This window comes from Curvibacter sp. CHRR-16 (assembly GCF_018474005.1).
GTDB lineage: Bacteria > Pseudomonadota > Gammaproteobacteria > Burkholderiales > Burkholderiaceae_C > Allorhodoferax.
Map to the genome: position 1 here is coordinate 576,950 of NZ_JAHCSH010000003.1, position 12,621 is coordinate 589,570.

Annotated in this window: 13 protein-coding genes; 6 read left to right on the forward strand and 7 right to left on the reverse strand. The window is 59.3% G+C overall.

Features of this window, described 5'->3' with window-relative positions; all coding sequences use genetic code 11:
- Positions 1-13 precede the first annotated feature (13 nt).
- The 4 genes from KIK84_RS09530 to KIK84_RS09545 all read right to left on the reverse strand — a co-directional run bounded on the left by KIK84_RS09530 (position 14) and on the right by KIK84_RS09545 (position 4,942).
- Entirely contained in the window at positions 14-2,128 is a 2,115-nt protein-coding gene (locus KIK84_RS09530; protein ID WP_214122827.1) for a hypothetical protein, read from the reverse strand.
- Between the two features lie 277 nt (positions 2,129-2,405).
- Positions 2,406-3,284, reverse strand: coding sequence for an SMP-30/gluconolactonase/LRE family protein (locus KIK84_RS09535; protein ID WP_214122828.1), 879 nt, complete (start codon positions 3,282-3,284; stop codon positions 2,406-2,408).
- A 16-nt stretch (positions 3,285-3,300) separates the two neighbouring features.
- Positions 3,301-4,077 carry an SDR family NAD(P)-dependent oxidoreductase gene (locus KIK84_RS09540; protein WP_214122829.1) on the reverse strand — a complete coding sequence of 259 codons (777 nt, stop codon included), beginning with the start codon at positions 4,075-4,077 and terminating at the stop codon, positions 3,301-3,303.
- Between the two features lie 94 nt (positions 4,078-4,171).
- Positions 4,172-4,942, reverse strand: coding sequence for a FadR/GntR family transcriptional regulator (locus KIK84_RS09545; protein WP_214122830.1), 771 nt, complete (start codon positions 4,940-4,942; stop codon positions 4,172-4,174).
- An 85-nt stretch (positions 4,943-5,027) separates the two neighbouring features.
- Between KIK84_RS09545 and KIK84_RS09550 the strand changes: the two genes are divergently transcribed.
- The 3 genes from KIK84_RS09550 (at position 5,028) to KIK84_RS09560 (ending at position 8,115) form a co-directional block, all read left to right on the forward strand.
- Positions 5,028-6,002, forward strand: a complete 975-nt coding sequence (locus tag KIK84_RS09550; protein WP_214122831.1) for a 2-dehydro-3-deoxygalactonokinase — start codon at positions 5,028-5,030, stop codon at positions 6,000-6,002.
- The gene (locus KIK84_RS09555) at positions 5,999-6,679 is read left to right on the forward strand and encodes a 2-dehydro-3-deoxy-6-phosphogalactonate aldolase (RefSeq protein WP_214122832.1); all 681 of its coding nucleotides are present in this window, start codon (positions 5,999-6,001) and stop codon (positions 6,677-6,679) included. Before KIK84_RS09550 ends, KIK84_RS09555 begins: the two co-directional genes overlap by 4 nt.
- A gap of 95 nt (positions 6,680-6,774) precedes the next feature.
- Positions 6,775-8,115, forward strand: coding sequence for an MFS transporter (locus KIK84_RS09560; RefSeq protein WP_214122833.1), 1,341 nt, complete (start codon positions 6,775-6,777; stop codon positions 8,113-8,115).
- Positions 8,116-8,158: 43 nt separating this feature from the next.
- Here KIK84_RS09560 and rsmI read toward each other — a convergent pair whose 3' ends face one another.
- Positions 8,159-9,079, reverse strand: a complete 921-nt coding sequence (gene rsmI / locus KIK84_RS09565) for a 16S rRNA (cytidine(1402)-2'-O)-methyltransferase (protein WP_214122834.1) — start codon at positions 9,077-9,079, stop codon at positions 8,159-8,161.
- On the opposite strand from rsmI, the gene KIK84_RS09570 reads away from it, so the two are divergent.
- Positions 9,078-9,485 (forward strand): YraN family protein, encoded by a 408-nt coding sequence (locus tag KIK84_RS09570; RefSeq protein ID WP_214122835.1) that lies wholly within the window; start codon positions 9,078-9,080, stop codon positions 9,483-9,485. The genes rsmI and KIK84_RS09570 overlap by 2 nt on opposite strands.
- A gap of 19 nt (positions 9,486-9,504) precedes the next feature.
- On the opposite strand, the gene KIK84_RS09575 is transcribed toward KIK84_RS09570, so the two are convergent.
- Positions 9,505-10,089 carry an adenylyltransferase/cytidyltransferase family protein gene (locus KIK84_RS09575; protein ID WP_214122836.1) on the reverse strand — a complete coding sequence of 195 codons (585 nt, stop codon included), beginning with the start codon at positions 10,087-10,089 and terminating at the stop codon, positions 9,505-9,507.
- Between the two features lie 38 nt (positions 10,090-10,127).
- Between KIK84_RS09575 and KIK84_RS09580 the strand changes: the two genes are divergently transcribed.
- Both KIK84_RS09580 and KIK84_RS09585 read left to right on the forward strand, forming a co-directional pair.
- Positions 10,128-10,727 (forward strand): phosphoheptose isomerase, encoded by a 600-nt coding sequence (locus tag KIK84_RS09580; protein WP_214122837.1) that lies wholly within the window; start codon positions 10,128-10,130, stop codon positions 10,725-10,727.
- Positions 10,724-11,386: a BON domain-containing protein gene (locus KIK84_RS09585; protein WP_214122838.1), complete on the forward strand. Its 663-nt coding sequence runs from the start codon at positions 10,724-10,726 to the stop codon at positions 11,384-11,386. Before KIK84_RS09580 ends, KIK84_RS09585 begins: the two co-directional genes overlap by 4 nt.
- Positions 11,387-11,466: 80 nt before the next feature.
- On the opposite strand, the gene KIK84_RS09590 is transcribed toward KIK84_RS09585, so the two are convergent.
- Complete coding sequence (locus tag KIK84_RS09590; RefSeq protein WP_214122839.1) at positions 11,467-12,603, reverse strand: PilT/PilU family type 4a pilus ATPase; 1,137 nt, start codon at positions 12,601-12,603, stop codon at positions 11,467-11,469.
- Positions 12,604-12,621 lie beyond the last annotated feature (18 nt).

Genomic DNA, 12,621 nt, shown 5'->3' on the forward strand with positions numbered 1-12,621 from the left:
GATCTGGATTCCATCAGTTCAGTTGCACGCGCAGCTTATCCTTGTAAACGTGCAGGCGGGCTGAGGCCCTGTCGATGAAATGCTTGTAAAGCAGCACCTCTGTGTAGAGCTCCCCGTACACCATGCTGTTCGCAAAGTTCTTTAATTGCTGGCTCTTGAAAAATCCTCTACCGTCAGGAAATTGCGTGTAGTCGCCATCCATTCGGGTCTCATCAATCGTGCAACCAATCAGGTAGCCATAGAATTTCTTGATTCGTCCGTTCGATTTTGCAGCTAAAAGCCTCGCGTATTGCGCTAAGTCTGGAATGTGCTCCTGCAGGCCAACATCTGGTGCTTTGAACTCAATAATTATCGCAGCGCCTTCCTTTGTGAAAAGCGCAATATCTGGGCGCTTTTCCTCATGATCTTTATTGTTTCGGGCAAATAATTCTTCGAGGCTTTCATCAATATCGGGTTCAAAAACATTTTCGGAAGCCGACCACTTAATTGATTTAAGAGGCTTATCTGAGGCGATGTACTCGAAATATTGATATTCCTCATTGAGTAGCCAGATGTCGTGTTCGGAGGTGTCCGTAGAATCCTTCCCCCTAGGGAAGAAAATATTGTGGATGATCCGCTCGTTATCGTTCTTCTTCCCGGGTTCCGGCGTTTGGCATTTAAGTAAGCCATCGACAGCCATATCCAGCACCTCAATCATTGCGCTGCGACGTACCACAAGTTGCGATAGGTTGGTCATGTCCATCGTCTTGATGGAGCTCGTGTACTTCCATGCAAGTTCAGATATCTTTAGTCTAAAGTCATTCGAACGCGGATCTAGTTTTAGTAACTCGTCCTTAATCCGGAATAAGCTCGACGTATCGCCGACAATTTCCTCCTGAAGTGTCTTCAGGACTCGACGCGCGATGTTTTCCTCGTTATCCCCATAGTGAATTTTGATATTCGTTCTCTCCATCATCTGACGGGTGATGCCGAAGCGCTGCTCGGTGGAGCGAACCAAAACATCTTTATCGAAATCTGGTGGGGTAATGATTTGAAAGACGTAGTCTTCGAGCGAATTAACCACGTCTTCCAGAGAAAACTCATCTTTTAGAGTATCGCTCTCTGTGCAAGTCGCAGGAATGTTGAAACCATCTCGCTGCTGGTTCACTGTATCTTCTAACAGTTGGCTTTCGACGAGTAGTAACTCGAAATGGCCGGACGTTGGACGCTTACGGGCAGTCGCGTTCCGCAGGTAGCGTTTGGTAATTTGTTGAACTACTGCTGAATTTGCACAGAGAGCCACTTCATGCTGAAAATTAGGGAATATTTCCTGTGCGAAAGAGTACCTAGTAACCGACAGTTTGGAACCATTTCGCAACTCCTTTCCGTGGTCGCACATTAGTGGAATGTGAGCGACTTCTCCAATGGGATCGGGTAATTTCTTTTCGTCAATGAATTCCTTAATGGGAATATCCCCATGACGGGATTCCACTTCAATCCTGAAGTTGCCTATAAGCTTCTTCAGAATGATGAGACGCTGAAGAAACGTGGTGTAAAGATGATCTGCAATAGCTTTTGCCGAGAATATCTGCGGTATTAATGATTCGTCGGCCTTCTGCTCCGGAGTCAAAGCACTTGGTCGGCGCCCTTTCAAGGTGAACGTGGTCTCGATCTGGCTTCCATGAGCCGGCGTAGTCACAAAAGACTGTTCGGAAACTAAGCGGGTGGAATCATCTACTTGGAGTTGTCTGCGTTGAATTTCACCATCACGTTCGAACACGCTGTCGATGTTCATTCGCTCATAGTGGTGGAAAAACTGAATGCGTCCGGCCCCTTTGCATTTGCCGATGCCCGGAATTTGCAGCAAATCCTTATAAGTGGAATCTTTCGTCACGAAGGCTTTGACCTCGTCTTCGCCGAAGCCTACACCGTTGTCAGTGCAGGAAATCTCGACATTGAACGTTGCGTCGAACAAGTCTGCCTGTGAAATTTTGACGCCTACGCTCATCTTGAATGGGGGGACCGTAGCAAGACGACTCCGGCGAATTAGGTATGAGTCGATGGCGTTTGAGAGCATTTCCTCAAACACTACGTAGTGGCTGTGATTAACGGCAGTGTTTTTTCGACCACCGGGAACGTCGAGTGCCATAGATTAAGTCTTTTATTAAAGTGCGGCTCACGTTTTAACGCGGCTCCTATCCCTTACGGTAGCGCAACAGCGCTTCCTACCAAACGGCTGTTACTCGCATTTTGCCACCCCGATCTTCGCTTATTTTTGATTCGCAACTATCGGCAAATAGTGGCAGTTGCGTCTTATTGTTTTACGGTCTGGAGCCGATCGGCATACTCGACAGTTCAACACTTCACACCCATCGCGTTGCAAAAAACATGCGCCTACAGAGGGGGCCTAAGCCCCCTCCCCACCCTCACCCCCCAAACGCACACGCCTGCACCCCTGCCACATCCAGTTGCAGGGCAAAGGCGTTGCCGCACTGCGGGTAGCGGGCCAAGGTGGCGTCGTCCAGGCCTATCTTGGCGCTGGTGACCAGCAGGGTGCGCAGGTCTGCGCCGCCAAAGGCCACGCTGGTGATTTGCAGCGATGGCAGTTCCACGGTGCGCAGGCATTGGCCCGCGGGGGTGAACTGGCGTATGCACGCACCGCCCCAGAAGGCGATCCACACGTTGCCGTCGGCATCCACGGTCATGCCGTCGGGGGTGCCTTCGGCGTCGGTGAAGGTCTTCCACACGGTTTTGTTGCGCAGCGCGCCGTCTGCGCCCAAGTCGTAGCGGTAGGTGGTGTTGAGCAGCGAGTCGGTGTGCAGCATCCAGCTGCCATCGTGGGCGATGGCGGGGCCGTTGCAAATGTGGATGCCGCCTTCGACCACTTGCCAGCTCAGGTCGGGGTTGAGCCGGGTGAGGCGGCCCCAGCCCAAGCTGGGCTGGGTGTTGTGCATAGAGCCAGCCCAAATGCGCCCCCAGGGGTCGGCTTTGGCATCGTTCAGGCGCACTTCGGGCTCGTTGGCATGCGGGCTGCCCACGCGCTCCAGGCGCAGGGTGGGCTCTAGCCACAGGCGGGCAAAGCCGCTGTGCAGGCCGGCCATATAGCCGTCGCCATCGCGGCGGGGAATGACCCAGCAAATGCGCTCGGGCAGGGGCCAGCTGCGGCGCTCGTCGCTGGCAGGGTACCAAGCGTGCAGGGCGCAGCCGTGCAGGTCTACGAACAAAAAGCGCTGCTGTGCGCTATCCCACAGCGGGCCTTCGCCGAGCTGCAGAGTGGGGGTCCAAATAGGGCGTGGCGTGCTCATGCTGTGCTCCCTCGTATCAGGTCCAACCCGCGTCCACCACAAAGTCTTGTGCGGTGACCATGCGGCTGTCGTCTGCGCTCAAGAACAAGGCCATGTTGGCCACGTCGCTGCCCACGATGCGGCCGGGCAGGCACTGGTTCTCGTCCATCAGTTTTTCACCGGCTTCGTCCACCCACATGTTGATCTGCTTCTCGGTCATGATCCAGCCGGGCGAGAGGGTGTTCACGCGGATGTTGAGCTTGCCCAAGTCGCGGGCTAGGCTGCGCGTCAGGCCCACGGTGGCGGACTTGCAGGTGGCGTACACGGGGTAGCCCGCGCCTTTGATCATCCAGCTGATGGAGCCGACGTTGACGATGACGCCACCGCCTTGGCGCTTCATGCCGTCCAGCACGGCTTGGGCGGCAAAGAAAGCGGGGCGCAGGTTGATGTTGACGCGCCAGTCAAAGTCGTCGGGCGTCACGTCTTCGATGTTATGGCGCTCGTCGTTGGCCACGTTGTTGACCAGCACGTTCACGTCGCCAAACGCGGCGGCGGTGTCGGCAATGGCTTGGCGCAGGGCTTCTACGCTGCTGGCATCGCTCTGCAAAAACAGCGGTTTGGGGCCCACGGCGGCAGCGGCTTCCACCACCTTGGCGGCAGCGGCGGCGTTGCGGCCGGTAAAGCCTACCTTGGCGCCTTGGCGCGCAAAGGCGATCACGATGTCAGCCCCAATGCCGGAGCTGCCACCGGTAACGAACACGGTGCGGTCTTTCAGGCTGGGGTAGAGGGCGTAGCGGGATAGGTCGGTGCTCATGGTGTCTCGCTCAATAGTGGTTATCGGATTGGTTGGTGGTGAAAAAAATGTGATTAATCATCATACAAATAAACCGTGCATTTGGCTATGTGGCTTACACGCTGGTGCCGTTGTGCGTGAAAGGTTGCAGCAAATGGCTGGTGTCTGCCAGCAGGCTGGCCATGCGGTGCAGGGCGGCTTGGCTGTCGCGCTGGGCGATGGCGGCCAGCAGTTTTTGGTGGTCGGGCAGGGCTTGGTTGAAGTTGTCGGAGTTGCGTGCGCTCAGGTGCAAGAGCGACTCCAGCGCGCTGCCGATGATGGCGGCCAGCGGCATCAGCAGCGGGTTGTTGGTGGCTTGCAAGATGCTGGTGTGGAATGCCAAATCGGCCTCAACCCATTGCTGGATATGCTGGGCCTGCTCCATTTTTTGTAGCGCCTCTTGCATAGTGTGCAGTTGCTCGGGGGTGTGGCTTTGCGCCGCCAAGCTGGCTGCTGGTGGCTCGATGATGACGCGCACCTGCAGCAAGTGCAGCACAAAGGCGGCGTCCACCCCAGTGCTGCAGCGCCAAGCCAATATGTCGGGGTCGAGCAGGTTCCACAGCGCTTGGGCGCGCACCCGGGTGCCAATGCGCGGACGCGGCTCCAGCAGGCCTTTGGCGGCCAGCACTTTCACGGCTTCGCGCAGCGCGGTGCGGCTCACGGCCAGTTCGCTGCAGAGCTGGTCTTCATTGGGCAGCAGGGCGCCAGCGGCGTAGCTGCCGCCCACCACGCGCCGCCCCAGTTCGTGCACCACTTGGCCGTGCAAGGTGCTGCCGCTGTAGGTGCTGTGGTGGTTGTGGGCGTTGTGCGCTGTGGGGTTGCTGGGGCTGGGTGGCGTTTGGGACATGGTGGGAGTGTGGGGCCTGCCCAGTGTGTTGGGCGTGGCACAATGCGTTCAATCATCATATGTTTAATGGCGGAGTGAGACAAGCATGACCCAAGCTTCCAATGTTGCTTCCATGGCCCGAGTGGTCGGTGTGGACTGGGGGACTACCCACCGCCGTACCTACGCGCTAGATGCGGCTGGCCAGTGTGTGGCCGAATCGGCTGATGACGATGGTGCCCGTGCGTGCGCGGGCCGCTTCCCGGCTGCCGTTACGGCGGCTGTGGCTTCGGTGCAAGTTTCAGCGGCCTTGCCAGTGGTTTTGTCTGGCATGGTGGGCAGCGCCTTGGGTTGGCATGAGGTGCCTTACCTCAGTGGTGATGTGCCCGTGCAAGACATGGGCAAGCACCTGTTTGCCGTGCCCGATGCGCCTGCCAGTCTGATTGGCGCGCCCTGCGTCATCGTGCCGGGCTACTGCGTGCGCAGTGCCAGCGGCCAGCCTGATGTGATGCGCGGCGAGGAAACCCAGTTGCTGGGTGCATGGGCGCTGGGCCAGCGCACGGGTTGGTTTGTGCTGCCGGGCACGCACAGCAAGTGGGTGTACATGGACGATGGCCGCATCGTGCACCTGCGCACCTACATGACGGGCGAGTTGTTCGACCTGCTGCGCAGCCAAGGCACCGTGGCCGCAGCCGCCCAAGCCGCGGGCGATGCACCGTGGGATGCCAACGCATTTGCGCAAGGCGTGCAAACAGCCACGGCCAGTACAACCAGTGCAACCAGCACGGCTGGCGGCGGCCCCTTGTCGCTGAGCCATTTGCTCTTTAGCGCCCGTGCCAAGGTGGTGTGCAAAGACATGCCCGCCAGCGCGGTGGTGCCCTATTTGAGCGGTTTGCTCATTGGCGCTGAATTGCAAGACGTGCGCAGCAGTGGCTTGGCCGTGGAGTCCTTCTTTGCTCTGGGCTCGCCGCAGTTGGCGCAGCTCTACGCGCAGGCGGCCAGTCTGCTGGACTTGCACATGCACACCTTAGACGCCCGGGCTGCTTACCTTGCAGCCATTCAACACCTTGGAGCCTACCTATGACCACTACTACAGCTACTTCCGCTACTACCGCCACTCCCTACGCCAGCCAAGCGCTGCAGCATTTGTCCGCTATGCCCTTGGTGGCCATCCTGCGTGGGCTGCAACCCAGCGAAGCCGTGGCGGTGGGGCAGACGCTGGCGCAAGCGGGCTTTCGGGCGCTGGAAGTGCCGCTGAACCGCCCCGGCGCGTTGGAGTGCATTCGCTTGCTGACGCAAGCGCTGCCCAGCCATGTGGTGGTGGGTGGCGGCACCATGCTGACGGTGGCCGATGTGGAGGCCGTGCATGCAGCGGGGGGGCGTCTCATGGTGTCGCCCAATTGCGATGCGGCGGTGATCCGCCGCGCCGTGGCGCTGGACATGCTCGCTGCGCCGGGCATCGTCACGCCGACGGAGGCTTTTGTGGCCCTGCAAGCGGGCGCGCATGCGCTCAAGCTCTTTCCCGCCGAGCAGGTGGGCCACGGCGGGGCCAAGGCGCTGCTGTCGGTCTTGCCCGCTGGCACGCCGGTGTGGCCGGTGGGCGGTATCACGCCCGAAACCATCGCCCCGTGGAAGCGCGTGGGGGCCACAGGCTTTGGCATTGGTGGCCAGCTCTACACGCCGGGCACCAGCATCGAGCAGTTGGCCCAGCGTGCAGCAGCCTATGTGGCAGCCTATGCCGCAACCTTGGCTGCGGTCTGAGTCGCAGTGGGCCTGCAGGCATAATCCGCGCCTTCCCCGTTTATGAACAGATTCTGAACAGTCCCTGCGCGGGACTGTTTGGCGAAAGGTATTCCATGTCTGCATCCACTGCTGTGCAGGGCAATTCGCCCCGCAAAGTAGCCATCGCGTCCCTGGTGGGCACCGCGATCGAGTTTTACGACTACTACATCTACGCTGCTGCTGCGGTGTTGGTGTTCAACAGCCAGTTCTTCCCCAAGGGTGACGCCTCTGCGGCCATGCTGCTGTCGCTCTCCACACTGGCGCTGGCTTTTTTGGCCCGCCCCATTGGCTCGGCTTTGTTTGGCCACTTTGGCGACAAGATTGGCCGCAAGACCACTTTGGTGGCCTCTTTGCTGACCATGGGCTTGTCCACGGTGGCCATTGGTCTGCTGCCCAACTATGAAAGCATTGGCTTGTGGGCCCCCATTTTGTTGTGCCTGTGCCGCATTGGCCAAGGCATTGGTTTGGGGGGTGAGTGGGGTGGTGCCGCTTTGGTGGCCACCGAAAACGCGCCCAAGGGCAAGCGTGGTTTGTTTGGCAGCTTCCCCCAGTTGGGTGCGCCCATTGGCTTGTTCATGGCCAACGGCGTGTTCTTCTTGGTGACGTATTTCTTGGGTGCGGAAACCATGGTGGCATGGGCGTGGCGCATTCCCTTTGTCATGTCCATCGTGCTGGTGGCGGTGGGCTTGTATGTGCGCCTGAATCTGCACGAAAGCGCCGCTTTCCAGCAGGTGGAGCGTGAAGGTCGCAAGCTGCAAGCCCCGGTGAGTGCGGTGTTCAAACACCACGGCGCTACCATGGTGCGCGGCATTTTCTGCATGTCGACCACCTACGTGCTGTTCTACCTCATGACGGCGTTTGTGCAGGTCTACTCCAAGAGCCCCGTGAGCACTTCCTCTGCGGGTTACGCCATGGGCTTGGGCATTCCGGCCAACACTTTTACTGGCTTGTTGCTGATTGGCGCGGTGGTGTTTGGTGTGTTCACGCTGCTGGGGGGCATCTGGGCTGACAAGCTGGGCCGCCGCACTTGGTTGCTGGGCGTGACCGCTGGCATCATCGGTTTGGGTTTGCTCATGCCTGCATTCTTGAACCAAGGCTCCGTGGCGTCGGTAGCGGCGTACTTGGTGTTGGGCATGGCGCTCATGGGCATGACTTTTGGCCCTATGGCTGCTTTGCTGCCTGAGTTGTTCCCCACCGAGGTGCGTTACTCCGGCGCATCGCTGGCCTACAACTTGTCGTCCATCGTGGGCGCATCCATTCCCACGCTGGTGGCCATGGAGCTGAACAAGAGCTACGGCCTGTGGGGTGTGGGCGTTTACATGGCGGTCAACGGCGTCATCACCATGATCGCCTTGTACCTGTCGCGCGAAACCCGTGACTTGGATCTGACCAAAGTCACCGTCGCTACGCCCTAAGCGGCGTGTAGCCGCGCCCCGCACAGCGACGGGCGCACCGAGCTTAGTCGCTGTCCTTCCACGCCAAGGCCTGCTCGTACAGGGCGTTGCGTGGAGCGTGGGTGATATCGGCCGCCAGCTTCACGGCGGCTTTGGTTGGCAATTCGGCCAACAGCAGGCGCAGCACGCGCTGCGTCTGGGCATCCAAGCCCTCGCTGGCCTGTGCGGCAGCGGGGTGCAACACCAAGCAGAATTCCCCACGCAAGCGCTGCGGGTTGGCCTGTAGCCAAGCTGGCAGTTCGGCGGCAGGCAGGGTGTGGACTTCCTCAAACTGTTTGGTCAACTCGCGTCCCACGGTCACACGCTGTTCGCCCAAGGTTTGCAGAACTTGGGCCAGGGCTTCCATGCGGTGCGGGGCTTCGAGCAGCACCACAGGCAGGGGTTGGCTGGCCCAGTGCTGCACGGCTTGGGCACGTTCTTGCGCCTTGCTGGACAAAAAGCCTGCAAACACAAAGCCCGTGGCATCGCCATGGGCCACCACGCCCGCCACGCTGAGCAAGCTGGTCACGCTGCTGGCACCGGGCAGCGGGATGCAGCGCAGGCCAGCGGCTTGCACTTGCGCCACCAGCCGCGCGCCGGGGTCACTCACGCCGGGGGTGCCCGCATCGCTCAGGTAGGCCACGCGCTTTCCTTGCTGCAGCAGCGCAATAACTTGCTGGGCCGCCTCGGCTTCGTTGTGCTGGTGCGCCGCCAGCCAGTGCTTGCTGCCACTGTCTAGCCCGTAGGAGCGCAGCAACTGCTGGGTGTGGCGCGTGTCTTCGCAGGCCAGGGTGTCGGCCAGTTGCAGCACGTGCAGGGCGCGCAGGCTGATGTCGGCCAGATTGCCAATGGGGCTGGCCAGCACGTACAGTGCGCCAGTAGGGTAGTGCTGGCTGCCCGCTGCGTCGTGCGCGGCGGTCAGTGCGGCAGAGAAAGAAACACTCATGAAAGCCTTTGGACAAAAAACCAGCAGCGATGGCCGTACCGCCCAGCCTAGCACCAAGGTGCGTGGCGATGCGGCAGAGGCCCAGGCGCTGGCGTACCTGCAAGCGCAGGGGCTGCGGCTGTTGGTGCGCAATTATCGAACCCCCGGCCGGGGTGGCGGGGAGATTGACCTCATCATGCAAGCGCCCGATGGCACGGTGGTGTTCGTTGAAGTGCGCCAGCGTGCCAGTGGTCAGCATGGCGGTGCGGCCGCCAGTGTGGGCGGCATCAAACAGCGGCGCATCATTTTTGCCGCCCGCCATTACCTGATGCGCTGGCGTGGTGAATGGCCACCGTGCCGGTTTGACGTGGTGGCTGTGGAGGGCGATCAGCTAGAGTGGCTGCAAGCGGCGTTTGATGCGGGCTAGTCCGCACAGGGCCGGGGCCTCAAAGCGCTTGCTGCTGCAAAGCGGCAAACGCTGGCGTGCGGCTCCAGTCCAGCAAAAATTGCAGGGTGCTGGCGGGGGCGTCGTCGGCAAAAGCGGCCAGGGTAGCGGGCATGTTCTCCATCGTGCTGGCAAGCCAAGCGTTGCGAATGTGTGAGGCGTCTATAGGGCTGTTGCGCGGCACACTCACCAGCTTCCATTCATGGAAATAGCGCAGGTAGTAGCTGCTGTCATCTTTGAAGTGGCCTATGAGTGCCACCCGTGGCACATTCAAGCCCAGTTGCTGCTGCGCCAGTTGGTGCACCCCAGCACGCACGGCTTGCACCCACTGACTGTCGTCACGGTAATCGTGCAGGGGCAAAAAATCCACCCGGGCGCGCTCTGCGGGACTCAGGGCTTGCTGTACCAGCGCGGCGCGTTCCTGCCAGCTAAAGGGGTTTTTGCGGCTGCTGCTGGCGTAGGAGGAGCCCAGCACCATGACCACGCGTTGCGCCATGCCCAAAGCTTGGCGCACGATGCACAGGTGACCGTTGTGAAAGGGCTGAAAGCGGCCAATAAAAACGGTGATGTCAGAGGGGGCTTGCATGCAACAGTAGAGGAAGTGGGAGGCGCTATCATCGCGCCATGCTAGAGCAACGAATTCAACAGCACTTTATCGACAGTGCGGACTTGAAATACAAGGCCGCCCAAGTGCTCAGTGGCCCCATTGATGCGGCTGTGCAGGCCATACTGACTTGCGTGACGGGTGGCGGCAAGGTGTTGGCATGCGGCAATGGCGGCTCGGCAGCGGATGCGCAGCATTTTGCTGCTGAGTTTGTAGGCCGTTTTGAGCGTGAGCGCCCCGAGTTGGCCGCCATTGCCTTGACGACCGACACCTCCATCATCACGGCCGTGGCCAACGACTACGACTACACGCATATTTTTTCGCGCCAAGTGCGTGCGCTGGGACAGCCTGGCGATGTGCTCATTGCCATTTCGACCAGTGGCAATTCGGCCAACGTGTTGGCTGCCATAGAAGCTGCCCACCAGCGCGACATGGTGGTGGTGGCTTTGACGGGCCGCAAAGGCGGCCAGATGAACGAGGTGCTGCGTGAGACCGATGTGCACATTTGTGTGCCGCACGATCGCACAGCACGTATTCAAGAGGTGCACATCCTGACCCTGCATTGCTTGTGCGATGGGGTGGATGCGCTGTTGATGGGTGATCAGGAGACCAAACTATGAAACGTTGGACACAACGCGCTGCGTTGGCAGCATTGGTGGCAGTGAATTTGGCGGCTTTGTCCGGTTGTATTGCCTTGGTGGCTGGTGGTGCCATGGTGGCCGGTGGCGCTGTGGCAACAGATCGCCGTACTTCCGGTACGGTGGTGGAAGACCAAGGTATCGAGTTCAAGGCCAGTGCCCGCATCCGCGACGGCTTGGGTGAGCGTGTGCATGTGAATGTGACCAGCTACAACCGCCAAGTGCTGCTGACGGGTGAGGTGCCCAATGCGGATGACAAAGCACTGGTGGAGCGCATTGCAGCCAACGTAGAAAACGTGCGCAACATCGTCAACGAGCTGGCTATAGCGGGCAACACATCCCTGAGCTCGCGCTCCAGCGACACTCTGATCACCAGCAAGGTCAAGGCATCCTTGGTGGATGCCAAAGATTTGATCTCTAGCGCGTTCAAGGTCGTGACCGAGCGTGGCACGGTCTACTTGATGGGGCGCGTCAGTCAGCGTGAAGCCAAGCGTGCTACCGACATTACGGCCTCGGTTTCTGGCGTGCAAAAAGTCGTCAAAATCTTTGAATACATCTCTGAAGATGAACTGGCCGGCATGCTGCCCCAGCCTAGCAAAACCAATACCACCAGCAACCCCAAAAGTGATGTAGGCAACTAGGTCGGAGATGCGGTGCCCCGTTGCCGTGAAAAAAGCCGCATGGCCAGATGGCGATGCGGCTTTTTTATGCCTTGGTGGCCTTACATGATGGCCAAGTTTTCTGTACCTTGGGCCAAATCGCCGGAGCGGTTGCGCTTGCTGTTGAGCTTGATTTGCAGGCGCAAGTCGTTCACCGAGTCGGCATTGCGCAGAGCGTCTTCGTAGGTGATGGAGTTGAGTTCGTAGAGGTCGAACAGGGCTTGGTCAAAGGTTTGCATGCCCAACTCGCGGCTCTTTTTCATTACTTCTTTGATATCGGTGACTTCGCCCTTGAAGATCATGTCCGATACCAGCGGGGTATTGAGCATGATCTCCACGGCGGCTACACGGCCCTTGCTGTCTTGGCGCGCAATGAGTCGCTGCGACACCATGGCACGCAGGTTGAGCGACAAGTCCATGAGCAACTGGCTGCGACGCTCTTCGGGGAAAAAGTTGATGATGCGATCCAGTGCTTGGTTGGCGCTGTTGGCGTGCAAAGTGGCCAAGCACAAGTGACCGGTTTCGGAGAACACGATGGCGTTTTCCATGGTTTCCCGGTCGCGGATTTCGCCCATCAAAATCACATCGGGCGCTTGCCGCAGGGTGTTCTTGAGTGCGGCATCCCAGCTGTCGGTGTCCAAACCCACTTCGCGTTGCGTGATCACGCAGTTTTTGTGCGCGTGCACAAATTCGATGGGGTCTTCCACTGTGATGATGTGCCCTTGGCTATTCTCGTTGCGCCAGTCCACCATGGCGGCCAATGTGGTGGATTTGCCCGAGCCAGTGGCACCCACCAAAATGCACAAGCCGCGTTTGGACATCACCACTTCTTTGAGGATGCCCGGCATGCGCAGGCTATCGATGGTAGGAATGATTTGTGGAATGACCCGCAGCACCAAGCCAATCTTGCCTTGTTGCACAAAGGCGTTGACGCGAAAGCGCCCGATGTTGGCTGGGGAAATGGCGAAGTTGCACTCTTTGGTGCGTTCAAAGTCAGCGACCTGGCGGTCGTTCATGATGGAGCGGGCCAAGGCTTGGGTGTGGGCCCCGCTCAGTGGCTGAGGCGATACCTTGGTAACCCGGCCATCGACCTTGATGGCCGGGGGAAAGTCCGCCGTGATGAACAAGTCGCTGCCGTTGCGGCTGACCATGAGGCGCAGCAAGTCGTTGATGAATTTCGTGGCCTGATCGCGTTCCATGGTGGGGAGTCCTTCAAT

Excerpts from the sequence above, each read along its gene's own strand:
- KIK84_RS09530 (WP_214122827.1), bottom strand. The coding sequence starts at position 2,128 with ATGGCACTCGACGTTCCCGGTGGTCGAAAAAACACTGCCGTTAATCAC.
- KIK84_RS09535 (WP_214122828.1), bottom strand. The coding sequence starts at position 3,284 with ATGAGCACGCCACGCCCTATTTGGACCCCCACTCTGCAGCTCGGCGAA.
- KIK84_RS09540 (WP_214122829.1), bottom strand. The coding sequence starts at position 4,077 with ATGAGCACCGACCTATCCCGCTACGCCCTCTACCCCAGCCTGAAAGAC.
- KIK84_RS09545 (WP_214122830.1), bottom strand. The coding sequence starts at position 4,942 with ATGTCCCAAACGCCACCCAGCCCCAGCAACCCCACAGCGCACAACGCC.
- KIK84_RS09550 (WP_214122831.1), top strand. The coding sequence starts at position 5,028 with ATGACCCAAGCTTCCAATGTTGCTTCCATGGCCCGAGTGGTCGGTGTG.
- KIK84_RS09555 (WP_214122832.1), top strand. The coding sequence starts at position 5,999 with ATGACCACTACTACAGCTACTTCCGCTACTACCGCCACTCCCTACGCC.
- KIK84_RS09560 (WP_214122833.1), top strand. The coding sequence starts at position 6,775 with ATGTCTGCATCCACTGCTGTGCAGGGCAATTCGCCCCGCAAAGTAGCC.
- KIK84_RS09570 (WP_214122835.1), top strand. The coding sequence starts at position 9,078 with ATGAAAGCCTTTGGACAAAAAACCAGCAGCGATGGCCGTACCGCCCAG.
- rsmI (WP_214122834.1), bottom strand. The coding sequence starts at position 9,079 with ATGAGTGTTTCTTTCTCTGCCGCACTGACCGCCGCGCACGACGCAGCG.
- KIK84_RS09575 (WP_214122836.1), bottom strand. The coding sequence starts at position 10,089 with ATGCAAGCCCCCTCTGACATCACCGTTTTTATTGGCCGCTTTCAGCCC.
- KIK84_RS09580 (WP_214122837.1), top strand. The coding sequence starts at position 10,128 with ATGCTAGAGCAACGAATTCAACAGCACTTTATCGACAGTGCGGACTTG.
- KIK84_RS09585 (WP_214122838.1), top strand. The coding sequence starts at position 10,724 with ATGAAACGTTGGACACAACGCGCTGCGTTGGCAGCATTGGTGGCAGTG.
- KIK84_RS09590 (WP_214122839.1), bottom strand. The coding sequence starts at position 12,603 with ATGGAACGCGATCAGGCCACGAAATTCATCAACGACTTGCTGCGCCTC.